The sequence below is a fragment of the Sphingopyxis sp. genome (assembly GCF_036402335.1).
In the GTDB taxonomy this organism is placed as follows: Bacteria; Pseudomonadota; Alphaproteobacteria; order Sphingomonadales; family Sphingomonadaceae; genus Sphingopyxis.
This window is the reverse complement of the sequence record NZ_DASWTD010000531.1, coordinates 1-23,917: the sequence shown is the minus strand read 5'-3', so window position 1 is coordinate 23,917 and position 23,917 is coordinate 1. Positions and strand designations below refer to the sequence as shown.

29 protein-coding genes are annotated in these 23,917 nt (G+C 65.8%); 16 read left to right on the top strand and 13 right to left on the bottom strand.

Annotation, left to right across the window (positions count from 1 at the left end):
• Nucleotides 1-65: 65 nt before the first annotated feature.
• Complete coding sequence (locus tag VGD20_RS17465) at nt 66-689, bottom strand: lysophospholipid acyltransferase family protein (RefSeq protein WP_331135652.1); 624 nt, start codon at nt 687-689, stop codon at nt 66-68.
• Nucleotides 690-822: 133 nt separating this feature from the next.
• On the opposite strand from VGD20_RS17465, the gene VGD20_RS17460 reads away from it, so the two are divergent.
• The gene (locus VGD20_RS17460) at nt 823-2,235 is read left to right on the top strand and encodes a M20/M25/M40 family metallo-hydrolase (protein ID WP_331135651.1); all 1,413 of its coding nucleotides are present in this window, start codon (nt 823-825) and stop codon (nt 2,233-2,235) included.
• An 11-nt stretch (nt 2,236-2,246) separates the two neighbouring features.
• On the opposite strand, the gene VGD20_RS17455 is transcribed toward VGD20_RS17460, so the two are convergent.
• The 7 genes from VGD20_RS17455 to VGD20_RS17425 all read right to left on the bottom strand — a co-directional run bounded on the left by VGD20_RS17455 (nt 2,247) and on the right by VGD20_RS17425 (nt 6,893).
• Nucleotides 2,247-3,062 carry a ferredoxin--NADP reductase gene (locus tag VGD20_RS17455; protein ID WP_331135650.1) on the bottom strand — a complete coding sequence of 272 codons (816 nt, stop codon included), beginning with the start codon at nt 3,060-3,062 and terminating at the stop codon, nt 2,247-2,249.
• The gene (locus tag VGD20_RS17450) at nt 3,062-3,343 is read right to left on the bottom strand and encodes a hypothetical protein (RefSeq protein WP_331135649.1); all 282 of its coding nucleotides are present in this window, start codon (nt 3,341-3,343) and stop codon (nt 3,062-3,064) included. The genes VGD20_RS17455 and VGD20_RS17450 overlap by 1 nt, the downstream gene beginning before the upstream one ends.
• Before the next feature lie 41 nt (nt 3,344-3,384).
• Nucleotides 3,385-3,519, bottom strand: coding sequence for a hypothetical protein (locus tag VGD20_RS17445; RefSeq protein ID WP_331135648.1), 135 nt, complete (start codon nt 3,517-3,519; stop codon nt 3,385-3,387).
• Between the two features lie 380 nt (nt 3,520-3,899).
• On the bottom strand, nt 3,900-4,397 hold the full coding sequence (rpsI, locus tag VGD20_RS17440; protein ID WP_331135647.1) for a 30S ribosomal protein S9: 498 nt from the start codon (nt 4,395-4,397) through the stop codon (nt 3,900-3,902).
• Nucleotides 4,397-4,876 (bottom strand): 50S ribosomal protein L13, encoded by a 480-nt coding sequence (gene rplM, locus VGD20_RS17435; protein ID WP_054586551.1) that lies wholly within the window; start codon nt 4,874-4,876, stop codon nt 4,397-4,399. Before rplM ends, rpsI begins: the two co-directional genes overlap by 1 nt.
• A 173-nt stretch (nt 4,877-5,049) precedes the next feature.
• Entirely contained in the window at nt 5,050-5,847 is a 798-nt protein-coding gene (locus VGD20_RS17430) for a hypothetical protein (protein ID WP_331135646.1), read from the bottom strand.
• Nucleotides 5,844-6,893: a COX15/CtaA family protein gene (locus VGD20_RS17425; protein WP_331135645.1), complete on the bottom strand. Its 1,050-nt coding sequence runs from the start codon at nt 6,891-6,893 to the stop codon at nt 5,844-5,846. Before VGD20_RS17425 ends, VGD20_RS17430 begins: the two co-directional genes overlap by 4 nt.
• Before the next feature lie 104 nt (nt 6,894-6,997).
• Here VGD20_RS17425 and VGD20_RS17420 point away from each other — a divergent pair, with 104 nt between their 5' ends.
• The 6 genes from VGD20_RS17420 (at nt 6,998) to galU (ending at nt 11,929) form a co-directional block, all read left to right on the top strand.
• Nucleotides 6,998-7,984, top strand: coding sequence for a M48 family metallopeptidase (locus VGD20_RS17420; RefSeq protein ID WP_331135644.1), 987 nt, complete (start codon nt 6,998-7,000; stop codon nt 7,982-7,984).
• A gap of 55 nt (nt 7,985-8,039) precedes the next feature.
• Complete coding sequence (gene msrA / locus VGD20_RS17415) at nt 8,040-8,576, top strand: peptide-methionine (S)-S-oxide reductase MsrA (RefSeq protein ID WP_331135643.1); 537 nt, start codon at nt 8,040-8,042, stop codon at nt 8,574-8,576.
• 141 nt (nt 8,577-8,717) lie between these two features.
• The gene (locus VGD20_RS17410; RefSeq protein WP_331135642.1) at nt 8,718-9,254 is read left to right on the top strand and encodes a YfiR family protein; all 537 of its coding nucleotides are present in this window, start codon (nt 8,718-8,720) and stop codon (nt 9,252-9,254) included.
• Nucleotides 9,251-10,474 carry a diguanylate cyclase gene (locus VGD20_RS17405; protein WP_331135641.1) on the top strand — a complete coding sequence of 408 codons (1,224 nt, stop codon included), beginning with the start codon at nt 9,251-9,253 and terminating at the stop codon, nt 10,472-10,474. Before VGD20_RS17410 ends, VGD20_RS17405 begins: the two co-directional genes overlap by 4 nt.
• Nucleotides 10,471-11,004, top strand: a complete 534-nt coding sequence (locus VGD20_RS17400) for an OmpA family protein (protein WP_331135640.1) — start codon at nt 10,471-10,473, stop codon at nt 11,002-11,004. Before VGD20_RS17405 ends, VGD20_RS17400 begins: the two co-directional genes overlap by 4 nt.
• A gap of 61 nt (nt 11,005-11,065) precedes the next feature.
• On the top strand, nt 11,066-11,929 hold the full coding sequence (gene galU, locus VGD20_RS17395) for a UTP--glucose-1-phosphate uridylyltransferase GalU (RefSeq protein ID WP_331135639.1): 864 nt from the start codon (nt 11,066-11,068) through the stop codon (nt 11,927-11,929).
• A gap of 35 nt (nt 11,930-11,964) precedes the next feature.
• Here galU and aqpZ read toward each other — a convergent pair whose 3' ends face one another.
• Both aqpZ and VGD20_RS17385 read right to left on the bottom strand, forming a co-directional pair.
• A complete protein-coding gene (aqpZ, locus tag VGD20_RS17390; protein ID WP_331135638.1) occupies nt 11,965-12,690 on the bottom strand; it encodes an aquaporin Z in 726 nt (241 codons plus the stop codon).
• Nucleotides 12,691-12,804: 114 nt separating this feature from the next.
• Nucleotides 12,805-14,091, bottom strand: coding sequence for a methyl-accepting chemotaxis protein (locus tag VGD20_RS17385; protein WP_331135637.1), 1,287 nt, complete (start codon nt 14,089-14,091; stop codon nt 12,805-12,807).
• A gap of 183 nt (nt 14,092-14,274) precedes the next feature.
• Here VGD20_RS17385 and VGD20_RS17380 point away from each other — a divergent pair, with 183 nt between their 5' ends.
• Nucleotides 14,275-14,577, top strand: coding sequence for a hypothetical protein (locus tag VGD20_RS17380; protein WP_331135636.1), 303 nt, complete (start codon nt 14,275-14,277; stop codon nt 14,575-14,577).
• Nucleotides 14,578-14,581: 4 nt separating this feature from the next.
• Here the strand turns inward: VGD20_RS17380 and VGD20_RS17375 are convergent, their stop codons facing one another.
• On the bottom strand, nt 14,582-15,250 hold the full coding sequence (locus VGD20_RS17375) for a S24 family peptidase (protein WP_331135635.1): 669 nt from the start codon (nt 15,248-15,250) through the stop codon (nt 14,582-14,584).
• Nucleotides 15,251-15,388: 138 nt separating this feature from the next.
• Between VGD20_RS17375 and VGD20_RS17370 the strand changes: the two genes are divergently transcribed.
• Both VGD20_RS17370 and VGD20_RS17365 read left to right on the top strand, forming a co-directional pair.
• Complete coding sequence (locus tag VGD20_RS17370) at nt 15,389-15,652, top strand: hypothetical protein (protein WP_331135634.1); 264 nt, start codon at nt 15,389-15,391, stop codon at nt 15,650-15,652.
• Nucleotides 15,649-15,975 carry a hypothetical protein gene (locus tag VGD20_RS17365; protein WP_331135633.1) on the top strand — a complete coding sequence of 109 codons (327 nt, stop codon included), beginning with the start codon at nt 15,649-15,651 and terminating at the stop codon, nt 15,973-15,975. The genes VGD20_RS17370 and VGD20_RS17365 overlap by 4 nt, the downstream gene beginning before the upstream one ends.
• On the opposite strand, the gene VGD20_RS17360 is transcribed toward VGD20_RS17365, so the two are convergent.
• Nucleotides 15,972-16,814, bottom strand: coding sequence for a hypothetical protein (locus VGD20_RS17360; RefSeq protein ID WP_331135632.1), 843 nt, complete (start codon nt 16,812-16,814; stop codon nt 15,972-15,974). The genes VGD20_RS17365 and VGD20_RS17360 overlap by 4 nt on opposite strands.
• A 55-nt stretch (nt 16,815-16,869) precedes the next feature.
• Nucleotides 16,870-18,078, bottom strand: a complete 1,209-nt coding sequence (locus tag VGD20_RS17355) for a TIGR04063 family PEP-CTERM/XrtA system glycosyltransferase (protein WP_331135631.1) — start codon at nt 18,076-18,078, stop codon at nt 16,870-16,872.
• A 65-nt stretch (nt 18,079-18,143) separates the two neighbouring features.
• Between VGD20_RS17355 and VGD20_RS17350 the strand changes: the two genes are divergently transcribed.
• The 6 genes from VGD20_RS17350 (at nt 18,144) to VGD20_RS17325 (ending at nt 23,742) form a co-directional block, all read left to right on the top strand.
• Complete coding sequence (locus VGD20_RS17350; RefSeq protein ID WP_331135630.1) at nt 18,144-18,308, top strand: hypothetical protein; 165 nt, start codon at nt 18,144-18,146, stop codon at nt 18,306-18,308.
• On the top strand, nt 18,301-19,683 hold the full coding sequence (locus VGD20_RS17345; RefSeq protein ID WP_331135629.1) for a putative O-glycosylation ligase, exosortase A system-associated: 1,383 nt from the start codon (nt 18,301-18,303) through the stop codon (nt 19,681-19,683). Before VGD20_RS17350 ends, VGD20_RS17345 begins: the two co-directional genes overlap by 8 nt.
• A gap of 37 nt (nt 19,684-19,720) precedes the next feature.
• Nucleotides 19,721-20,731: a DNA topoisomerase IB gene (locus tag VGD20_RS17340; protein WP_331135628.1), complete on the top strand. Its 1,011-nt coding sequence runs from the start codon at nt 19,721-19,723 to the stop codon at nt 20,729-20,731.
• Nucleotides 20,732-20,752: 21 nt separating this feature from the next.
• The gene (locus VGD20_RS17335; protein WP_331135627.1) at nt 20,753-21,958 is read left to right on the top strand and encodes a mechanosensitive ion channel family protein; all 1,206 of its coding nucleotides are present in this window, start codon (nt 20,753-20,755) and stop codon (nt 21,956-21,958) included.
• 95 nt (nt 21,959-22,053) lie between these two features.
• Entirely contained in the window at nt 22,054-22,512 is a 459-nt protein-coding gene (locus tag VGD20_RS17330) for a MaoC family dehydratase (protein WP_331135626.1), read from the top strand.
• A gap of 48 nt (nt 22,513-22,560) precedes the next feature.
• The gene (locus VGD20_RS17325) at nt 22,561-23,742 is read left to right on the top strand and encodes an acetyl-CoA C-acyltransferase (protein ID WP_331135625.1); all 1,182 of its coding nucleotides are present in this window, start codon (nt 22,561-22,563) and stop codon (nt 23,740-23,742) included.
• Nucleotides 23,743-23,917: the final 175 nt, after the last annotated feature.

Below are 23,917 nucleotides of genomic sequence, written 5' to 3'. Positions count from 1 at the left end.
CAACAGCAGCAGGATCACGGCGAGCAATCCGCCGAAATTGACCGTCAGCAATAGAAGGGCGTCGCTCACGCGCGCATGTCTCGTTCCTCGCCGCGGCCGACGATATCATCGATCGAACGCGCCTGGCGCTCGGGGAATCGGGCGGTGCAGTGCCTATATACCTCAAAAACCTTCATCATGTCGGCGCGAAAATCGCCTGTCGGCCAGATCAGCGGGCCAAGCCCGCCGGTCCGGGTGCCATAATCCATGAAGCCGACGACGAGAGGCACCTTCGCCGCGAGCGCGATCTGGTAAAAGCCGGTGCGCCATTTCGCTGCCTTGCCGCGGGTCCCTTCGGGCGCGACGGTGAGCATGAATTCGGCGCGGCGCGCAAACTCCTCCACCGACTGCTGCACGACATTGCCGCCGCCGCGGCGATCGACCGGCACGCCGCCCATCTGGCGGATGAAACCGCCGATCGGCCAGCGGAACAACGACAGCTTCGCCATGAAGAAGGGGCGGATCCTGAGGTCGGCGGTCAGCCCGAGGAAATTGACGAAGTCCCAATTGCTCGTGTGCGGCGCCGCAATCAGGACGAAGCGCCGCGGTTCGGGAACCTCGCCCACCGCTTTCCATCCGCGTAGCCGGTACAGCAAAAGCAGCAGGCGACGCACCGCGCGCGCCACCAGCCCCGGCGGATCGTCATTCATTCTCGTCACGCTTGCTCCTCTCCCTCGGGCCGGATTGCGCGAAAGCCTGACGCAACGCAAGACGAACGCGTTTCGCGGCTTGCGGTCGCGCAGCCTTTCTGCTCCTTTCGTTTGCAAAACAGGGGAGAAATCTATGAAGACGCTGTCCGCGCTGCTGACGTCCGCCTTGCTATTTGCAGCGCCCGCGACCGCCGCCGATGTACAGCCGCGCGCCGACCAGCTGGCGTTCCGCGACCTTTACAAGGAGCTGGTCGAAACCAATACGACGCTGTCGTCGGGCAGCTGCACGCTCGCCGCCGAACGGATGGCGGCACGGCTGAAGGCGGCGGGGGTCGCCGACAGCCAGCTCACCCTGTTCGCGACGCCCGAAAATCCGAAGGAAGGCGGCCTCGTCGCGGTCTACCCGGGGACGAGCAAGACCGCGAAACCGATCCTGCTCGTCGCGCATATCGACGTCGTCGAGGCGAAGCGCGCCGACTGGGAGCGCGACCCGTTCGTGATGGTCGAGGAGAATGGCTATTTCTATGGCCGCGGCACCGCCGACGACAAGGCGCAGGCGGCGGTATGGGTCGACACGCTAATCCGCTTCCAACAGGCCGGCTACAAGCCCAAGCGCACGGTCAAGGTCGCGCTGACCTGCGGCGAGGAAACCAACGGGGCGTTCAACGGGGTCGAATGGCTCGCAGCGAACAGGCGCGACCTGATCGACGCCGAATTCGCCTTGAACGAAGGCGGCGGCGGCGACAGCGACGGCAAGGGAAAAGTGCTCGGCCAATCGGTACAGGTCGGCGAAAAAACCTTCGCCAACTTCCGCCTAGAAACGCGCAACCCAGGCGGCCATAGCTCGGCACCCGTGCCCGCCAACGCGATCTACGAACTCGCGCGCGCGCTGACGAAAATCGACGATTACGACTTCCCGGTCGAGATGACCGAGACGACGCGACGCTTCTTTGCCGAGGCCGGCGCCGCGCGCGGCGACGAGACCGGCAAGGCGATGGTCGCGCTCGCGAAGAATCCCGCCGACAAGGCAGCCGAGGCGATCGTGGGCAAGGACCCGTTCCTGCACAGCAACCTGCGCACCACCTGCGTCGCGACCTTGCTCGACGGCGGGCATGCCCCGAATGCCTTGCCGCAGCGCGCTGGCGCGAACATCAACTGCCGCATCTTTCCAGGGCACAGCATCGAATCGATCAAGGACGAGCTGGCGAAAGTGATCGGCGACCCCGGCGTCACCATCACCCAGCTGCCACCCAAGCGCCCTGCTCCACCCGCACCGCCGCTCGACCCCAAGGTTATCGGGCCGATGCAGACGCTCGTCGACAAATATTGGCCGGGGCTGAAGGTCATCCCGTCGATGGCCAATGGTTATACCGACGCGACCTTCCTCGGCGCGGTTGGCATCCCGACCTATGGCATCCCGGGCATGTGGGGCGACCCCGACGGCAATGGCGCGCACGGCCTCAACGAACGTATGGAAGTGCGCTCGGTCTATGTCGGGCGCGACTATATGTTCGACCTGGTGAAGGCTTACGCCGACAAGCCCTGAGATATTCGGCCTTAGCCCACGAACGCGCGCTCGATCACGAAATCGCCGGGCGCGGCGTTCGAGCCTTCGGTGAAGCCCAGTTCTTCGAAACGCGCCTGCAGGTCGCGGATCATCGCCATGCTGCCGCACATCATGACGCGGTCGGTCGCGGGATCGAAAGCGGTCGGGCCGGTCAGCGGATGGCCGAAGAGCGAGCCGTCTTCGATCAACGCATCGATGCGGCCCGTCGTGCGGAAGGGCTCGCGCGTCACCGTCGGCAGATAGTGGAACTGAAGCAGCGCCTGATCCTGCACCAGCGGATCGCCCGCGAGCTGGCTCTCGAGCTCGTCGCGGAAGGCGAGATCGCTGACCTGCCGTACGCAATGGACAATCACGATCTGGTTGAAGCGTTCATAGATATCGGGGTCGCGCGCGAGGCTGAGGAAGGGCGCGAGGCCGGTGCCGGTCGAGAGCATGAACAGCCGCCGGCCGGGAGTCAGCGCATCGGCGACGAGCGTACCCGTCGGCTTGCGGCCGAGATAGACGGGGTCGCCCGGCCGGATCAGCTGGAGCCGCGAGGTCAGCGGGCCGTCGGGGACCTTGATCGACAGGAATTCGAGTTCGTCGGCATAGGCGGGGCTGGCGATCGAATAGGCGCGCAGCAGCGGACGCCCCTCGCCCGGCAGGCCGATCATCACGAACTCGCCCGAGCGGAAGCGGAAGCTCGGCGGGCGGCTGATCGTGAAGCTGAACAGATGTTCGTTCCAGTGCCGGACCGAACGCACCTCCTCGACGGTCAGCGAGGCGGAAGGAGCCAGCTTGGCGGCTTCGGCAATACGATCACTCATCACTTTGAACTTTCCTGATGTGTCATGGCGCCGGCCGCGAGGGCCGACATGTCGAATCCCGCCGCGACCAGCCGGTCGACGACGGCGCCCATCGCCTTTGCGATCGGACCGGCGCTGTCTCCCTCGGCCAGCAAGGCCAGCACCCGGCGGGCATTTGCGCTGTTCCCAAGAGAAAAGTCGCGCCAGAGTCCAAGCAGAATTGCTTCATCCTCTGAAATCTGGAGGCACGGCATGGGCGCAAGGACCAGCGTTTCCACCGCATCGCCGCCAAGCATCGCCATCGCGATATGGAAGTCGGGCAGTGCGCCCGGCGCTTCGACGGCTACAAAACCGCGTGCAGCAATTGCGGCGGGCATTGGCCGCGTTCGGCAGCACGGACCCATCCGCGCATCGCCCAGAGCAGGAAACGCCCACCGTTGCAGAGGCTTTCGACCGGCTGGTCGACAAAGGCGTACATCGGGGTCCTTTCCAGCGCGCGAAGAAGGCGGCGCGGGTGGGCTTATATGTTATTGCGAGTCATTTGCAATTTAGAATTTCTATCGGGTGCCGCATCGGGCGCTTGCGGGTTCACCGGCCGCCACGAAGAGGGAAGGAAGGCAGCTTTCGACCGGGAGTTGCCGATAGGGATGTGCACCCCGGCGAAAGCCGGGGCCCATGGCGTCAGAAGGCTGGCATTGCGCAATTACGCTCTGGGCCCCGGCTTTCGCCGGGGTGCACAAAAGGGACAGCTCTCCACCCCAAAGCCGACATCCACCCGGATATCGATCGCCCAAAGGAAAAGGGCGGCCCGTTGCCGGACCGCCCTTCCCTTCTCCGTCCGTCGACGGAAGAAAGCTTTTAGCGCTTCGAGAACTGGAAGCTGCGGCGGGCCTTTGCCTTGCCGTACTTCTTGCGCTCGACGGCGCGGCTGTCGCGGGTCAGGAAGCCAGCCGCCTTGACCGGGCTGCGCAGCGCCGGTTCGAAGCGGGTCAGCGCCTGTGCGATGCCGTGCAGCACGGCGCCCGCCTGGCCCGAGAGGCCACCGCCCTTGACCGTTGCGATCACGTCATACTGGCCAGTGCGTTCGGTCAGGCCGAAGGGCTGGTTGATGACGAGGCGCAGCGTCGGGCGTGCGAAGTAAACTTCCTGGTCGCGGCCGTTGACGGTGATCTTGCCCGTGCCGGGCTTGATCCACACGCGGGCAACGGCGTCCTTGCGACGGCCGGTCGCATAGGCGCGGCCCTGCTTGTCGACCTGCTTTTCGCGCAGCGGCGTGTTCGAAACCGGAGCGGCAACACTGCCTTCGACGGCGCCGGCGAGATCCTTGAGATCGGTCATGGTCTGTTCGTCAGCCATTATGCACCCACCTTGTTCTTGCGGTTCATCGACGCGACGTCGATCACTTCGGGGTTCTGCCCTTCGTGCGGATGTTCGGTGCCGGCGAAGATGCGCAGGTTGCGCATCTGCTGGCGGCCGAGCGGGCCGCGCGGGATCATGCGTTCGACAGCCTTTTCGAGCACGCGCTCGGGGAAACGGCCTTCGAGGATCTTCGCGGGGCTCGTTTCCTTGATGCCGCCGGCATAGCCGGTGTGCTTGTAGTAACGCTTGTCCTGCAGCTTGTTGCCGGTGAACGCCACCTTCTCCGCATTGATGACGATGACATTGTCACCGCAATCGACGTGCGGGGTGAACGACGGCTTGTGCTTGCCGCGCAGGATGTTGGCGATAATCGAAGCAACGCGGCCCACAACGAGACCCTCGGCGTCGATCAGCACCCATTTCTTTTCGACCGTGGCAGCATTCGCCGAAACAGTCGTCTTGGTCAGCGCCTTCATGGCACGCTCCTTGACAGAGATGGACTAGGACGAGCGACACGCGCCGCCCGAAACAAACCGCGCCGCCTGTCCAAAGGGACGAAGCGGCGCTTCGGAGCGGGCCAATGGCGAAAGCGGGGCGGAAAGTCAAGCAGATCGCGGCTTTGCTGACGGGTATTATAATACCACCTTGTTCAGGGTGCCGGTTCGAGCGCGCGCACCCGCTCCTCGACAAGCGTGCGCCCGTCGCCATCGGCCTCGACGATCCAGCTCTGCCGCTGCTCGCGAACGACGAGTCCGGTGGCGGTATCGACGGTCCACAGATTGTCGATTTCGAGCGGCCGGGCAGCCGCACGGACCGCGGCCGAATCGCGTTCGACCCTGGCGAAAGTCTGATGCGTCCCGTCGTGCCGCATCGATACGCTGGCGCCGCCGGCCGCGACCGGGATCGCGTCGTTAGCAGGCGCGACCAGTGCCCGGATGTCGGCGGTCGCCAGCCGGTCGCGATCGGCGGCGGGAAGCGCAGCGATCAGCCTGGCCAGTTGCTTCGCTTCGGGGCGCCCCGCCGCGGTTCCCGCCGCTTCGATCCGCGCGGTCACCCGCGCCCACAATCCTTCGGGATCAACGAGGTTGATATGGCTGCCGTCGGGCGCGACGAGATAGGCCATCGCTTCGCCCACAAGCGGTTCCAGCATCAGCGTCAGCGCTCGCTTCATTTCGGGCCGGGCGTCCGAATCGATCCGCTGCAACACGGCATCGAGCTGGTAGCCGCGTCCGACGCGCTGCCATCGCAGGTCATAGACGAGCGAGAAATTGATCAGCGATCCGTCGCGGCCGATCCGGCGCGTCGTCACGCGATATGTCATCGGTCGATCGACCGGCGGCGCGAAACTGAATTGCGTGACCGCCGCAGCGGGGGTGCCGTCGGGCGGCGGCAAGGGTTGGGCCGAGAGCAGCAGCAGCGCGCCGAAGAGGCCGCCCGCCGGCGTCATGCAGCGTTATGGCCCAGCCGGTGGAGCGCCGCCGCCGCAATCGCCACGAGAATCGCCCCGGTCACCTGGTGCATCACCGCGACCCACATCGAAACCCCCGACACGACGGTCCAGATACCGAGCAGCATCTGCGCCGCGACCACCGCGACGAGCAGCCCGGCCTCGCGCCGCGCGCCGCGCCGCGCCAGGTGACGCGCGAGGAGCAGCAGGGCCAGCGCGGCCATCCACGACCACCAGCGATGCAGGAAATGGATCAGGAAGGGGTCGTTGGTCAGCGCGAGCCACGCCCCGCCCGCCCAGTCGATGCCCTCGGGCACGAAATGGTCGTTCATCAGCGGCCAGGTGCTGGCGACATAACCGGCATTGAGCCCCGCCACCCACGCGCCGAGCAGCAACTGGACGAACAGAATCGCGACGATCCCGATAGCGGGCCCGGTCAGTCGCGCCGGCCGCGCTGCCGGATCGCGCGCCAGCGCACCGAGGTCGCGGGCGGTCCACACGAGCCCCGCGAGCAGGAATAGCGCGGTCAACAAATGCGTCGCGAGGCGGAAATGGCTGACGTCGGTGCGATATTCGAGCCCCGAGGCGACCATCCACCAGCCGATTGCGCCCTGCAGGCCGACCAGCGCGGCGAGCGCCAGCAGCCGCCAGCCGTAGCCGGCGGGAATCGCGCGGCGCCACGCATACCAGATGAACGGAACGAGCAGCGCCATGCCGACGAGCCGCCCGAGAATGCGATGCAGCCATTCCCAGAAGAAGATCGCCTTGAACCCCTCGAGCGTCATGCCGAGGTTGATCGCCTTATATTCGGGAATCTGCTTGTATTTCTCGAACTCGGCCTGCCAGCCCGCTTCGCTCAGCGGCGGCAGCACGCCCGACACCGGCTTCCATTCGGTGATCGACAGGCCCGATTCGGTCAGCCGCGTGATGCCGCCGACGGCGACGACCGCGATCACGAGCAGGGCGACGGCCCAGAGCCAGCGGGCGAGCGCCACGGGACGTGGTCGGCGCAGGGCGGGCGAAGACAGGGTGGAGGCGTGCGTCATCGCCCGCCCTATCGGCGCTTGCCGGGCGATAGGCAAGAGGTCCGGAATGACGCGATTCGGGAAAATTCATGGCTCCGACAGCCGGGCATTGGTAAGCGCTTCCGATGCTGCGCCGCGCCCCGTCCCTGCTTGTCGCCCTGTTGCTTGCGGCAACGTCCGCTCCGGTCATGGCTGGCGCCGCGACCTCCTATCGCGATTGGGCGGCGATCGAAGCGCGCGTCGCAACGATCGGCTTTCGCCTGACCACCGCCAACGCCGCATGGTGCCCCGCGCATCAGCCGCAGTTCGGCTGGATCTGGAGTGACCCGCGGCTCTACGACGCTGATCGGCGTCCGGAAGCGCTGGCCGCCTATGGGGCAAGTGATCGCGATGCGCCTTTCATTGCTGCCATCGCGCCTGCATCGCCCGCCGCAGCAGCGGGGATGCGTGTGGGGGCCGCGGTGGTCGGGATACAGGGGGCGCCCGTTCCCGAAGGCGACGGCGACCACCCCTTTGCCCGCATCACCGCGATCGAGACCTCTCTGGCCGCCTTGCCGCCCGGCGCGCGCCTCGCGCTCGATGGCGGCGAGGGGCGGGCCATCGATATCGCGCCGGTGCCGGGGTGCGTCAGCGATTTTCGCGTCGAGCCAAGCGCGAAGCCGGGTGCCGTCGCCGACGGCCGCATGGTGCTGGTGAACTACGGCCTCGCGCAATTCGCCACGCATGACGACGAACTTGCGGCCGCCATCGCGCACGAGCTGGCGCACAACATCCTGCGCCACCGCGACCGCCTCGACGCCGTCGGGGTCGATCGCGGGCTGGCGAGGCAGTTCGGCCGCAATGCCCGCCTGTTCCGCCAGACCGAGGTCGAGGCCGATCGCCTGTCGGTGTGGCTCCTTGCGGGAGCAGGTTACGACCCTGCGGCGGCTGCGCGCTTCTGGACCCGCTTCGGTCAGCGGAAAGGGCGGCCGCTGCTCCAGGCCGGCACCCACCCGCGCTGGCGCGACCGCGTTGCCTCGCTCGAAGCCGAAGCGACGGCCATCGCGGCGGCGCGCGCGGCGGGTCAGCCGCTGCATCCCCCGCTGATCGACGCACCGCCGCCCTTGGAATGAAGGTGCGCGCACCCTATTTTGGCGTCTTCCCGCTTTCGCCATAAGGACCGATGCCATGACCCGTGAGACCGCCATTTTTGCCGGAGGCTGCTTCTGGTGCACCGAAGCCGTATTCCAGTCGCTTGCCGGCGTCGACGGCGTCGAAAGCGGGTATATCGGCGGCACGGTCCCCAACCCGACCTACAAGCAGGTGTGCGGCGGCGATACCGGCCATGCCGAGGCGATCCGCATCACCTTCGACCCGTCGGTGATTTCCTATGACGATCTGCTCGATGTCCATTTCGCGACGCACGATCCGACGACGCTCAATCGCCAGGGCAACGACGTCGGCACCCAGTACCGCAGCGCGCTCTTCCCGCTCGATGCCGCGCAGGCCGACGCCGCGCGCGCGGGCATCGAACGCGCCGCCGCCGACTGGCCGGCGCCGATCGTCACGACGATCGAAAGCGCGTCCGACTGGTATCCGGCCGAGGACTATCACCAGGCCTATTGGGAGGGCGAGGGCCAGCGCAATCCCTATTGCATAGCGGTTATCCCGCCGAAGCTCGCCAAATTGCGCAAGGGCTTCAGTGACCGCCTGCGCGCCGGATAAGCACACACCGAAACAATGCTGCGACTGTTGCAATATGGCAGCATGACGTCACTTTTCATTGACTTTCCAATTGTTTTGACTAGCGGACGCGCCTTCGCTGGGGCAGGATGCCCCTGAAACGCAGTTGGGGGTCGCTGCCGGGTGCTGGCATCGCTGTTTCTGATCGGTGCGTTGTCCACAACGCCCCAGATGTCGGTCCAGGCCGCAAGCCAGACGGTTGTCGAAGACGGCTCGGGCGGGATGACCCGTGCGGTCAACCGGATGGTCGGTGGCATCGTCAGCTATGCCCGCTGGCCCGATGGATCGGCGAAGACGGCGCGTGTCATGTGCATCGTCGGAACCCCGCGACTGACCGACAGCATGGCGCCCGATGTTCCCGGCCCCGGATCGGTCGTCGTTCGCCGCCTGAGCACAGAAATCGCGACCACACGCACCGATTGCGACATATTGTTCCTCGGCCGCATGCCGGTCGCCGACCGCCGGCAGTTGATCGCGTGGGTACGCGGGCGCCCGGTACTGACCATCACCGACGACGATGCCGCGTGCATTTATGGCGCGATGTTCTGCCTGAGCAACCGGACGGCAAGCCTCAGCTTCTCGGTCAACCTCGACGCGATCGGACGTGGCCCGCTGCGGATCGATCCGCGTGTACTCCGCATCGGCGGGGGCGCGTCATGACCGGGCCCGGCTCCAATCGCCCCGTCGAACGAATCGGCGCGCACACGACGTTGCAAAAACTGCTGTCGCGTTTTCATTTCGGCATCACCCTGTTCGCGGTCGCGCTTTCGGGCCTGACGATCCTGCTCGCCGGGGTGACGGCACTGCGCGGCTATGCCGACCGCAATATGGAACTGGCAGCCCAGCTCGGCGCTTATGGCGTCGAACCCGCGCTCGTGTTCAATGACCCGCAGGCGGTTCGTGAAGGGCTCGAGCCGCTTACCCATATCCCCGGCATTGCCCGGCTGCGCGTTCTCAACGACGTCGGCCAGCCGCTGACCCAGTGGACGTCGCCCGCCGCCGACCCCGCGCCGATCCTGACCCGGATATTTTTCCCCCGCCCCTTTTCGGTGACCGTCCAGCGCAATGGATCGGCGATCGGGACGATCGAGGTTTGGGGCGATAGTTCGACCCTGATCGACTATGTCCGCATCGGGCTGCTCGCCGGGCTTGGCTGCCTGCTGATCACCGCGTTGGGGACCATCTTCCTTGCGCGGCGCTTCGAGTATGAGCTGGTCAAGCCGCTCAACGAGATCGCAACCGTCGCCCACGACGTGCGCCTGCATCGCCGGTTCGACAAGCGTGTCCAGCCGCTCGGCATCACCGAACTCCACCGGCTGGGCGGCGATATCAACGCCCTGCTCGACGAATTGCAGGGCTGGCAGGGGAATATGGAGAGCGAACGCGCGATGCTCGCGCACCGCGCCACACACGACACGCTGACGGCGATGCCGAACCGCGACGCCTTCGACGAGCATCTCGGTCAGCGCATCGAGACCGCCGAGGCCCGCGGCAGCCGCTTCGCCCTGCTGTTCATCGACGCCGATAACTTCAAGGCGGCGAACGACAATTTCGGTCACGCGGCCGGCGATGCGGTGCTCGTCGCGCTGTCGGCGCGGATCAAGGAATCGCTGCGCAAGGGTGACTTTGCCGCACGGATCGGCGGCGACGAATTCATCGTCATCGTCGAGCTCGACAGCGAGGTCGATCCCGAAGGACTGGCCAGCCGGATCCGTACCAGCGTCGCCGAACCCGTCCTGCTGCCCGGGGGTGAAACCTATCGCGCCGCGGTCAGCGTCGGCGTGGCGACCTTTCCCGACAACGGCAGCGACGCGACCGCGCTGCTGACCGCAGCAGACGCGGCCATGTATGCCGACAAATTGACTAACCGTTCCCGATGACCCCTGTTCATGACCAGCGGAGTGATACCGTGACCGACGCCTTCCCCCACAAGATCCGCCTCTTCCTCGCCGCTGCCTTTGCGGCGCTGCTCGCCGCGTGCCAGAGCGTCCCGCCGCCGACGGGTTTCAACCCGGCGCAGGTCGCGATGCTCCAGTCGCAGGGCTTCGTCGAAACCGGCCCCGGCTGGGAGCTGAGCATGCCCGAACGGCTGCTCTTTCCTTCGAACGAAAGCGCCCTGCCGGCCGATCAGCAGCAACGGATCGGCGAAATTGCGGCCAAGCTTGTTTCGGTCGGCATCACGACCGCGCGGGTCGAAGGCCATACCGATTCGACCGGCACCTCCGCCTATAACCTCACGCTGTCGCAGGCGCGCGCGCAGGCCGTGGCGGGTCCGATGCAGGGGAGCGGCATGCGCTTCACCGCGGACCAGATCGTCGGTCGCGGCGAAACGCTGCCGCTGTCGAGCAATGCGACCGCCGAAGGGCGCCAGGACAACCGCCGCGTGGTCGTGATCGTCGCGCCCGAATAACGCGACGAGACGCCCCGCAACCGCACTTTTCTTGCATCAAATTCGCGGCTAAGCCCGGCCCATGAAACCGATCCGCAAAGCCGTATTTCCCGTTGCCGGCCTCGGCACCCGCTTCCTGCCCGCGACCAAGGCGATCCCCAAGGAGATGCTGCCGGTCGTCGACCGGCCGCTGATCCAGTATGCGGTCGACGAGGCGCGCGAGGCGGGGATCGAGCAGATGATCTTCGTCACCGGTCGCGGCAAGAGCGCGATCGAGGATCATTTCGACGTCGCGTTCGAACTGGAAAAGACGATGTCGGAACGCGGCAAGGATTTGTCGGTGCTCGAACCGACGCGGCTCGGACCCGGCGCCTGCGCCTATGTCCGGCAGCAGGAACCGCTCGGGCTGGGTCACGCGATCTGGTGCGCGCGCGATATCGTCGGCGACGAACCTTTCGCGATCTTCCTGCCCGACGAATTCATGCACGGGTCGCCCGGCTGCATGAAGCAGATGGTCGATGCGTACCATCGGGTCGGCGGAAACCTGATCTCGGTCCTCGAAGTGCCGCACGAGCAGGTGTCGAGCTATGGCGTCATCGCGCCGGGCGCACGCGACGGCGCGCTGACCGAGGTGACAGCGCTGGTCGAGAAACCCAAGGCCGAGGACGCCCCGTCGAACCTGATCATTTCGGGCCGCTATATCCTGCAGCCCGAAGTGATGCGCGTGCTCGAGAAGCAGGAAAAGGGCGCCGGCGGTGAAATCCAGCTCACCGACGCGATGGCGACGATGATCGGCAACCAGCCCTTCCACGCCGTCACCTTCGACGGCGCGCGCTACGACTGCGGATCGAAAGCTGGCTATATCCAGGCCAATCTCGCCGTAGCGCTCGAACGCTCCGATATGGCGGCCGACGTCCGAGCCTTTGCGGTCGACCTGCTGAAATAGGACCGGCGGAGGTTTTCGCCCCCGCCGGACCGGCGTCATTCGCCTTCGATATTCGGTTTCGGGAAACGGTCCGCGCCGACCGTGCGATACAGCCAGCCACCGACGAGACCGCCGATCAGCGGCGCGACCCAGAACAGCCACAGCTGCTGGATCGCAAGGCCGCCAACAACCAGCGCCGGGCCGGTGCTGCGCGCCGGATTGACCGAGGTGTTGGTGACCGGGATCGAGATGAGATGGATCAGCGTCAGCGCGAGGCCGATGGCGATCGGCGCAAAGCCCGCCGGTGCGCGGCCGTCAGTCGAGCCCATGATGATCCACAGGAAGAAAGCGGTGAGCAGGATTTCGATCGTGAAGCCCGAAATCAGGTCGTAACCGCCGGGCGAACCCGCGTCGAAACCGTTGGCGGCGAGGCCGTTGGTGGCAAGGTCATAGGCGGGGTTGCCGCTGGCGATGTAGAACAGCAGGAACGCCGCCACGATCGCGCCCAGCACCTGCGCGATGACGTAAAGCGGGATATCGCGCGCCTCGAAGCGCCCGCCCGCCCACAATCCGACCGTGACGGCGGGATTCAGATGGCAACCCGATATGTGGCCGATCGCATAGGCCATGGTGACGACCGTCAGACCGAATGCGAGCGAAACGCCGAGCAATCCGATCCCGACATCGGGAAAGGCGGCCGCAAGGACCGCGCTGCCGCAACCGCCAAAGACAAGCCAGAACGTGCCGATAAATTCGGCCAGACCCTTTTGGATATTCGTCATGGTGACCCTCCTCCCGCCGACGGCCATCGACGCCTCCGGCGCAAAGGCATCGTAGCACGTCGGGGTCACGCGGCAAGTGCTTGAATAGCGTATAGGTTCCGCCGTCCGGAGAGGTCAGGCGACGGCGACGGCCTCGACAAAATGACGGGCGCGCTGGTGGAGCGATGTCGCCGCCTGCGTCAGCCCGGCCGACAGTTGCCCGAGCGACTGGGCACCCTCGCCGACGGCATTGGCGCCGCGGCTGATATGCTGGACGCGCTGGTCGACCTCGCGCCCCGCCGACACCGCCTGTTCGACATAGCTGGCGATGACCAGTGTCGTCGCGCTCTGGCCGTCGACCGCATGGTCGATCGCGTCGGAAAAGCCATTGTTCGCGTCGATCGCCCGCTCGACCTCGGCAAAGCCGACCGCGACCTGTTCGACGATGTCGCGGATCCGGTCGACATAGGGGGTGATATCGCTTGCCGCGACGCGCGTCTGCCTCGCCAGCGACTTGACCTCCGCGGCGACGACCGCAAAGCCGCGGCCGGCATCGCCGGCGCGGGCGGCCTCGATCCCGGCATTGAGCGCAAGCATGTTGGTGCGGCTTGCCATGTCGATGATCAGCGTCAGCATATGCTCGATCGACTGGCTTGCGGCCTTCAGCGCGATGGCGCGTTCGCCGGCCTGCTTCACCTTCAGATGCGCCTCGTGGCGGACCGCGCGCGCCCGCGCGCCATCGTCGACGATCCGCGCCATCGATCCTGCCAGCGCCTGTCCCCGATCGCCGAGTTCGCGCAGGCCCGCCAGTGTCTGTGCGGTGGCGCCCGCCACCGAAATCGCATCCTGTCCCGTCTGTTGCGCGCGCGTCGACAATCTGAGCGCGACGGCTTCGACCTCGCGCGCCATGTCGGAAAGCGTCGCGGTCAGCGCGGCAATGTCCTGCTGGAACCGGCGACCGGCGTCGTCGACCAGCGACGCGCGCGCGGCGCGGTCCTGCGCCACCTCGACCTCGCGCAGCATCGCGAGCCGTGCAAGTTGCCCCGCATCGAGCGTTTCGACGAAACGCCCGCGCTCGACGAGGACAAGGCCGTCGTGGCGCTTCGAGCCCGAAACCATCCGCAGCAGATTGGCGGTCGTCTCGGACACGTCGGCGGTCAGACAGGGTTCGATCATCGAAGCGATCGAGCCGCCGATGGTCGGATTCTGCATCAGCGAAAACCAGTAGGGACAGAAAAGCAGTTCGCGGATCCGCTGTTCGCGAACGATGCCGACCGGAACGTCCTGCGCATCGAGCACCGCGAGAATGCGCAGATCGGGGTTCGCCCGAAACGTCTCGATCACTTCGGACAGCTGCGCATCGACGCCGATCGCCGCCGAATGGCCGGACGATGGGGCAATGACAAGGTCGACGGGGTTCATCTGTCTCTCTTCGCGGCGCAGGGTGGCTTGGTGGCGCCGTGCCTAATCGCTGATGGTAAAGACGGCTTTAACCATTTGTTTCAAAGCTGTGACAGCGGCCGGAAACGGCGGACCGTCCATCGCAATCTGCTGTTCACAGAGCCGCGGCTATGCGATGAGGCGCCATTGGCGAGGGAGAAGACCATGCGTGCCATCATCATCGCGGCGCTGACCGCCCCTTTGCTCGCCGGATGTGTCAGCGCGGTCAAGACGGTCGTCACCGCGCCGGTCAAGGCCGTCGGGCAGGTCGCCGACTGGTCGACGACCAGCCAGGACGAGTCCGACCGCAACCGCGGCCGCGAGCTTCGCAAGCGCGAGGAACAGATGGGCAAGCTGACGCGCCAGCGCGACAAGGCCGCGGAGAAATGCCAGGCCGGCAACAGCGAACAATGCCAGCGCGCCGAAGTGCTCGACCATGAAATCGAAGCGCTGATGGCGCCGCGCTAGGCGGCTATCTCACCCGCCGGCCGGTCCAGACGACGCGCCCGACGAGCTGCACCGCGCTCATCGGCAGATCATCCCAGCTGCGATAGTGCGGATTGTCGCTGATCACCGAAATCCGCCCCTGCCCCGGCGCGCGCGCGACGCGCTTCACCATCAGCACATCGTCCATGCGCAGCACGTAAATGCCGTCGCGCAGCCGCGCTGCAGCATCACCGCCGTCGACCAATATGTCATCGCCGTCGTCGAGCGTCGGCGCCATCGAATCGCCCTCGACCCGGATGATACTGAGCGCGCGCGGATCGGCGCCCAGACCGCGTAGCCATTTGGGGTCGAACGCGACTTCGCCCTCGACCGGCTCGCCATCGATGCTCGCCCCCGCGCCTGCCGAGGCACCGATCGCAAGTTTGGGCACAAGGATCATCCCGGGTCCGCGCACCCGCGACGGGGTCGCGATACGCTGGACCGGTCCCCCCAGCATCGCTTCGGATACCCCCAGATAAGCGGCGATGCGCGCGCGGTCCTGTTCGGCCAGCCGTCGCGGCGACCCGCGCTTGATATATTGCTGGATATAGGCGGGATTGCGCCCGATCACCTGCGACAGGCGCGCATAGTCGATCCCCTTGTCGGTCAAGAGGCGGTCGAGCGCAGCGCGCGGATCCTGGACAAAATCGCTCATAAGCTTCGCTGGGGGCCGGTCCTTCCTATTTCTTCTCTAGCAAGCGGATTTTTCCTAGACAAGTAGGAAAATGAGCATCAAATAGGAAATATCCTATCGGGTGAGTCGCCCGGTTTCGAAGCGGTCAGGGAGGAAGTTATGGAGCGCAGCCTGTTGCAACGGATCGAGGCCTTCCTGAAGGAATCGGCGATGCCGCCGAGCGTGTTCGGGCGCGCCGCGGTCCACGACCCGCGGCTTGTCAGCGACTTGCGCGGCGGACGCGAACCCGGCCGCCAGCTGATATGTCGTGTGGAACATTTCATGAACAAATGGCGCGCCGACCGTCATGCGGGGCGCGTCGTGCCACGAGGCGATCGCCGTTCGCGGGCGGCGCGAAATGCCGGCGCGGGAGCGCGGGCATGATGCGCTGGTCGCCCGCACAGCCGCCGCGGCCGGGATGTCCGCACCGCCGGCTGCGTCACTTGCTTGCACGCGAATTGCCGTACGGGCTGGCGCCCGGCGCCTCAACCTTCCGGCCGTGGGCGAGCGCCAGTTTCGTCGGCGCACGTCACCTGTTTCCCTGTACCCTTGCGGTGGGCGACGCCGCCATGGTTGGCGCGGCGCTCCAGGAACGGTTGAGCGCAGCCGAATGGACACTGCCGGGGCATATCGTCGCCGATATCGCGGTCGAGCGCGGAGCGGCGCAGGACGTGCTGCAAATCGAAATATTGACTGTCGAGGATTAACCGACCGACTGGCGCGTCATCCGTTGCAGCGTGCCAAGCGCGGCTTCGAGGGCGAAGTCGACTTCGGGCTCGCCCCTGGGCCCGGCCCCTTCGGGGACCGGGATCGCGACGGTGGCGGCCGCCACATCCGGCGCGTGACGCCGACGCGCCAGACCGGCCTCGAAACGGGCGACCATCGCGCCAAGCGAATTGTCGGCGGGGTCGGGAATGGCCGGCCCCGTCATCTCGGCGGGCTGCAACCAGGGCTCTTCGCCCGCAACGGCATCTTCGGGCGCAAGGTCGGCGAGTACTAGCTCGTCCGCCTCGTCCGTATCGGGTTCGCGCAGCCACGGGTCCGGCACGGCAGCTTCTTCAGCGCGATTTCCATTCAGCGGGCCGAGCCCGCCCGCCGGCAGATCTCGGCCGGCGCGGATCGGCGGACGCGGCGCATCGTCGGGATGCAGGTCGACGCGGCGACGACGCGTCAGCACCGCTTCGCCGTCATCATCGTCACTCGTCACGTCGGCCGGCGGACGAACGCGGCGGCGCAGCGACGTCAGCCCGGCCGCCTCGGGTTTCGCGATCAGCAGCGCGACGAGGCCGGCAAGGACGGCTGCGACGGCCGCCATCCCGAGCGCAAGTGCCAGCCGGCCGGCATTGCCGATCGGCGGCATGAAGAAATCGGAAAGGCGATCGAGATACAGGTTCCAACTGATACCCGCGACCCACGACATCGGCATCACCGCCGCGAACAGGAAGGTCAGCGCAGCAGCGCCGATCACCGCCGGCAGCGCGGGCCGCAGCACGCGCAGCAGCGCGGTCCAGATGGCCCTGCGGGAGTTTTCGCTGGTCTCGTCCATATCGTCCAAATCCGTGCGGCCGTCGGGCCATCCTGTCGTCGATCCCTGGCAGCCGTCAGGCGGCGCTGCGCAGCAATCGCTGGTAAACCGGCTCGTAACGTAAAATGTTTGATGACCAGTTACGATGGTTTTCGACAAAAATACGTGCTGTCCGCCTTCGTTCGGGCCACATCGCCCGATTTTCGAGCAGCGCGGCCAGCGCGCCGGCGATCGCGGCGGGGTCGTCGGGGGCGAATAACGTGCCCGTTTCGCCATCCTCGATCAGCTCGCGATGCCCGCCGACGTCGGACGCGGCGACAAGCTTCCCCTGCGCCATCGCCTCGAGCGGCTTCAGCGGCGTGACAAGGTCGGTCAGCCGCATCTTCTTGCGCGGATAGGCGAGGATATCGATGAGCGAATAATAGCGCTCGACTTGCTGGTGCGGGACGCGGCCGACGAAATATATGTGCGAAGCGGCGGACGATGAAAGCGCCTGCGCCTTCAGCGCCGCCTCCATCGGCCCGCCGCCAACCAGGAGCAGCTTCGCCCGCGGCTGCGCTGCAACCAGCGCGGGCATCGCCGCGATCAGGTCGTCGATCCCCTCATAATCGTAAAAACTGCCGATATAGCCGATCACCGCATCGCCCTCGGCAAGCCCCAGCGTATCGGCGAGCGCATCGTCGCGCGGCGGCGGATCGCCGAACAGCTCGAGGTCGACGCCGTTCGGCGATACGGTGATCTTGTGCGCATCGATCCCGCGCGCGATCAGGTCGCCGCGCAATCCCTCGCAAATCACCGCGACCGCGTCGGCCGATTTGACCGCGTGGGTTTCGAGCTGCTTCGTCAGCCAGTAGCGCAGGCTGCCCTCGCGCCCGGTGCCGTTGCCGACCGCCGCATCCTCCCAGAAGGCGCGGATTTCGTAAATGACCGGGATACCCAGCTTTTTGCCGACGCGCAGCGCCGCAAGCCCGTCGAGCACCGGCGAATGCGCATGCAGCACGTCGGGCTTCCATTCCTTCGCCAATGCCTCGACGCGCCGGGCCAACGCGCCGATCTCGCGCCACTCGCGGATCGGCGCGCGCGCGGGCGCGATCGGCGGGGTGCGATAAAAGGTCAGCCCGTCGACGGTTTCGCCGTCGGCGCCGGGGTCTGGGTGGCGTACGCCGGTGACCCCGGCGACCTCCCACCCGTTCGCGACTTGCGCCTTCATCAGCGCGCGCGTGCGAAAGGTGTAGCCGCTGTGCGCGGGCAAGCTATGATCGAGGACGTGCAAGATGCGGGTCATGGGCCATTGCACTGACATACAAGCCTTAACGCGGCGTCAACCCCGATCGCGTAGCGGGAGCGGACATGGTCGACAATTTTTCCATTGGCCTGACGCACGTCCTGATGGCGATCGCGTTATGGCGCCTGCTTTATCGCGACGATCTCGACCGCGAGGTCAGCCCGCGCCTGCAATGGCAACAGCGCCGCGATGCCGAACGCGCCGAACAGGATGCCCGCCCCGATGCGTGACATGGTGTTCGTCGCCTTTCTGTTCGCCTTCATCGGGGTGGGCTTCAGGAAGCCGTTCCTGTTCATATTGTGCTTTTGCTACATCGACATCGTCGCGCCGCAGCGACTCAGCTATTTTCTGATCAACTCGATCCCGATTTCGCTGATCGTCTTCGGGCTGGCGATCGTCGGCTGGCTCGCCGTCGACGACAAGCGCGATACCAGATGGTCGGGGCGGCAATTCCTGCTCGTCGCGCTCCTCTTCTATTGCTGGATGACGACGATCCAGGCCGATTTTCCGGTCGAGGCCGCCGACAAATGGAGCTGGGTGTGGAAGGCGCTCGTCTGGGCGATCTTCCTGCCGCTGACCTTGCGGACAAAACTCCGGATCGAATCGCTGATCCTGATCATGCTGCTGTCTGCGGCGTCGATCGCGATCGCAGGCGGGATCAAGACCGCGGCGGGCGGCGGCGGCTACGGCCAGCTCCAGCTGCTGCTCAACGAAAATTACGGCCTGTACGAAGGGTCGATCATGTCGACCGTCGGCATCGCGATCATCCCGCTGATCCTCTGGTACCGGCGCCACGGCACGATCTTTCCGCCCGACTGGCGCGTCTCGCTCTTCTGCTTCGCGCTCTGCTTCGCCTGCATGCTGCTGCCGGTGGGGACGCAGGCGCGCACCGGGCTCGTCTGCCTTGCCGTGCTCGCGGTCCTCTCGCTGCGCGCGGTCAAGCATCGCTTTCTCTACGTCGCTGGCGCGGGGTTGCTCGCGGTCGCGGCGATCCCCTTCCTGCCGCAAAGCTTTACCGAGCGCATGGAGACGATCCAGAATCACAAGTCCGACCAGTCGGCATCGACCCGCGTCGCCGTGTGGATGTGGACGTGGGAATATGCGAAAGACAATCCGTTCGGCGGCGGTTTCGAAGCCTATATCCAGAACAGCGTCCGCGTCGAAAAGGCGGCGGGCGCCTATGATCCCAAGGCGCCGCAGAATGACGAAGCCACGGTCTATGAAGAACATTCGCGCGCCTATCACTCGAGCTATTTCGAGATGCTGGGCGAACAGGGCTATCCGGGCCTGGCGCTCTGGCTCTTCCTCCACGCCGTCGGGCTGGTGCAGATGGAGCGGCTCAGGCAGCGCTATCTCAAGACGCGGCGCGCCGAGGAACAATGGATCGCCCCGCTCGCAACCGCGCTACAGAACGGGCATATCACCTATATGGTCGGATCCTTGTTCGTCGGCATCGCCTTCCAGCCCTTCATCTACATGATGCTCGCGCTCGAAATGGGGTTGTCGACCTATTGCCGCCGCCGCGAGCAGGAAGCCGGATGGCGCCCGCTGACCGCACGTCCGGCGCAGGTACCGGCGCGGCACCCGGTAATCGACGCCGGCTGAATCGGAACCATCGGGCGGGGCGGAGCGCTATGGACGCATGTCCGCCCCGCGCCTTGTCCATGTCGACGACAGCCTGCCCGGCATCGGTCGCGAGCGCTCGGGTGCGGGCTGGCGCTATCGCGACGCCAAGGGCAGGATCATCCGCGAGCGCGACGAAATCGACCGCTTGAACGCGATCGCGCTGCCGCCGGCCTATGAGGATGCGTGGTTCTGCCCCGCGCCGAACGGCCATATTCTCGCGACCGGCTACGACGCGCGCGGGCGCAAGCAATACCGCTACCACCCCGAATTCCGGATGGCGCGCGAGGCCGACAAATATGATCGCTGCGCCGCCTTTGGCCACGCGCTGCCGCTCCTCCGCGCCCGCCTCGCCGACGATCTCGCCCGGCGGACATTGTGCTCCGAACGCGTCGTTGCAGCGGTCGTGCGGCTACTCGACCTTGCGGCGCTGCGAATCGGCAACGAACAATATGTGACGGCGAACAGGAGTTTCGGCGCAACAACGCTGCGTCAGCGCCACGCGAGGCTGTCGGGCAGGACGCTCCGCCTGAACTATGTCGCGAAAGGCGGCGCGAAACGCGAAGTGACGATCAGCGACCGCAGCCTGACGACGCTCGTCCGGCGGCTGCAGGACCTGCCCGGCCAGAAGCTTTTTCAATATGAAGACGGCGATAGCCTCTGCGCCGTCGCGTCCGAAGATGTGAACGCCTATATTCGCGAGGCAATGGGCGACGAATTCAGCGCGAAGCATTTCCGCACCTGGTCGGCGAGCGTCGAGGCCTTCGCCTTCCTCTATGACGCGCCCGAACCCCCGACATTGAAGGCGATGCTCGAACATGTCGCGCACCGCCTCGGCAACACCCCCGCGATCGCGCGCAAGGCCTATGTCCATCCCGCGATGCTCGCGGCGGCGCAGCGGCGCGAAGACTTTGCCGCGATGGTTGGCAACCTGCCGCGCGCGACGCGTTATCTTTCGCGTTACGAACGCGGATTTTTGACCTATCTGGAGCAGGCGCCCGCGGCCGCGGTGCTGCTCCAATCCGCCTGATCCGATTCAAGAGGACGTGACGTGACTTTCTCCCTGCTCGCCGCCGCGACCACCGCCGCTCCGAAAGCCGCGCCCGCAAAGGCCGCCGCGACCAATCCGCTCGACGATCTCCAGCGCTATTGGGACCTGAGCATCGCGTGGGTGAACAGCCACTGGCTGCAGATCGGCATCGCGATCGCCATCGGCCTGCTCATCTATTTCATCCTGTCGATGGTCCGCAGCTTCGCGCTCAAACATGCGCAGTCGGCCGAGGGCGAGCTGACGCTGACCCACATCGCGGGGCGCGTGATCCACAAGACCAAATCGTCCGTGCTCGCGATCATCGCGATCCGCATGGTCACGGGCTATGCGCAGCCGCCCGCGGTGATCATGCAACTGATCCAGTTCGTCTTTACCGTCGCCGTGGTGCTGCAGGTCGCGATCTGGGTGCGCGAGATCGTGCTCGGGCTGATCCAGCGCCGCGCCGCCGAAGGGAATAACGAAACGCTCAGCAATGCGATGGGCATCATCCGCCTGCTCATCAGCATCGCGCTGTTCGCGATCGCGGCGATCGTCATCCTCGACAATATGGGCGTCAACGTCACCGGCCTGATCGCCGGCCTCGGCATTGGCGGCATCGCGATCGGCCTCGCCGCGCAGGGCATTTTCTCCGACCTCTTCGCCTCGCTCTCGATCATTTTCGACCGGCCGTTCCGCGTCGGCGAGACGATCAAGTACGACACCAGCACCGCAACCGTCGAGCGGATCGGCCTGAAAAGCACACGGCTGCGTTCGCTCAATGGCGAGCTGCTCGTCATTTCGAACACCAATTTGCTGAGCAAGGAGATCACCAATTTCGCGCATCTCCACCGCCGCCGGATCACCTTCAAGATCGGCGTCATCTACCAGACCAGCCCCGAGATGCTCCGCGACCTTCCCGCCTTGCTCGAAGAACAGGTCGTCGCCGGCGGGCATGAATTCATCCGTTCGAGCTTCCTGACCTTTGGCCCGTCGAGCCTCGATTTCGAACTGCTCTTCGACGTTTTCAGCGACGAGTTCGACGTCGTCGCCGCGGCGCGGACCGATATCGGAATCCGGCTGTTCGAGGCGATGGCGAAGGCGGGATACGAGTTTGCCTACCCGACGCAGACGACCTTTACCGCGGCGCCCGACGGGACCATGATCATGCCCTATCCCGAGTCTCCAAAGCCCAGGGCGGCGGCGGCAAAGACCAGCAAGCCCGGCTGACGCTACGGCGCCGCGGCTACAGGGCTTGGCTCTTGTGCAACGCGGCAAGAGAGGCCTAGAACGCGCCCCGAACCAGCAATTTCAGGGGATGACATATGGCCACCATCACGCCGCAGGAACTGCAGACCAAGGTCGGCGAGCATCTCGGCACTTCCGACTGGGTGCTCGTCGATCAGGAGATGATCAACAAGTTCGCCGACGCGACGGGCGATCACCAGTTCATCCACGTCGACGAGGAAAAGGCCAGGCTGACGCCCTTCGGCGGCACGATCGCCCACGGCTTCCTCACCCTGTCGCTGCTGCCTTTGCTCGGCGCGAGCACCGACGGCCCCAAGGTCGGCGGGATCAAGATGGGCGTCAACTACGGCTGCAACAAGGTCCGCTTCCTGTCGCCCGTCCGCTCGGGCAAGCGCGTGCGCAGCCATGTAAAGCTGCTCGAGCTCGACGAAAAGCGCCCCGGCCAGTGGCAACAGACCAACGAGGTCACCGTCGAGATCGAGGGCGAGGAAAAGCCCGCCCTGATCGCCGAATGGATCAGCCAGTTTTTCGTTTGAGCCCTCCCCGGCAAAGATTCTGCCAACTCTTCGAAGAGGAACATCAATATGCGTGACGCCGTCATCGTTTCCACCGCCCGCACTCCGCTGACCAAGGCAGCGCGCGGCTCGTTCAACAACACCCTCGCGCCGACGCTCGGCGCCCATGCGGTCCGCGCCGCGGTCGAGCGCGCCGGCCTCGAAGGCGGCGAAATCGACGACGTGCTGTTCGGCGCCGCGATGCAGCAGGGTTCGCAGACGATGAACATCGGCCGCCTCGTTGCGCTGCGCGCCGGCCTGCCCGTCACCGTCCCCGGCATGTCGATCGACCGCCAGTGCTCGTCGGGCCTGATGACGATCGCGACCGCGGCGAAGCAGATCATCGTCGACCGCCAGGACATTGCCGTCGCGGGTGGCATCGAAAGCATCTCGAAGGTCAGCGGCAGCGGCAAGGTCTTTATCGAGACCGACGCCGAACTGATCGCGATGCACAAGGACACCTATATGCCGATGATCGGCACCGCCGAGGTCGTCGCGAAGCGCTACAACATCAGCCGCGAACTGCAGGACGAATATTCGCTCCAGTCGCAGCAGCGCACCGCCGCCGCGCAACAGGCCGGCAAATATGACGACGAAATCGTCGCCTGCAAGGCGACGATGGCGGTGATGGACAAGGAAACCAAGGAAGTCAGCTTCAAGGACGTCGTCGCCGACAAGGACGAGTGCAACCGTCCCGACACGACGCTCGAAGGGCTTGCGAGCCTGAAGCCGGTGATGGGCGAAGGCTTTTCGATCACGGCGGGCAACGCCAGCCAGCTCGCCGACGGTTCGTCGGCGTGCGTCGTGATGGAAGCCAAGATCGCCGAAAAGCGCGGCCTCCAGCCGCTCGGCCGCTATGTCGGCATGGCGGTCGCGGGCACCGAACCCGACGAAATGGGCATCGGCCCCGTCTTCGCGATCCCGAAGCTGCTCGAACGCTTCGAACTCAAGATGGACGACATCGGCCTCTGGGAACTCAACGAAGCCTTTGCCGTGCAGGTTCTCTACTGCCGCGACAAGCTCGGCATCCCGAACGAACTGCTCAACGTCAACGGCGGCTCGATCTCGATCGGCCACCCGTTCGGCATGACCGGCGCGCGCTGCGTCGGCCACGCGCTGATCGAAGGCAAGCGCCGCGGCGTGAAATATGCCGTCGTCACCATGTGCATCGGTGGCGGCCAGGGCGCAGCGGGCCTGTTCGAGGTCTTCTGATAAAAGCCTTGCAGAAAAAGGCTGGCGGACGATCCGCCAGCCTTTTTTATTGCCACGAGACATCGTCTCATCTTACATTCCCCGCGATCGACAGGGGATACCGGGTGGTCAGATCTTTCGCGCTGATTGTCGGCTTTGCCGGCTCCGCTATTCTCGCCGATCCGGCTTCCGCTTG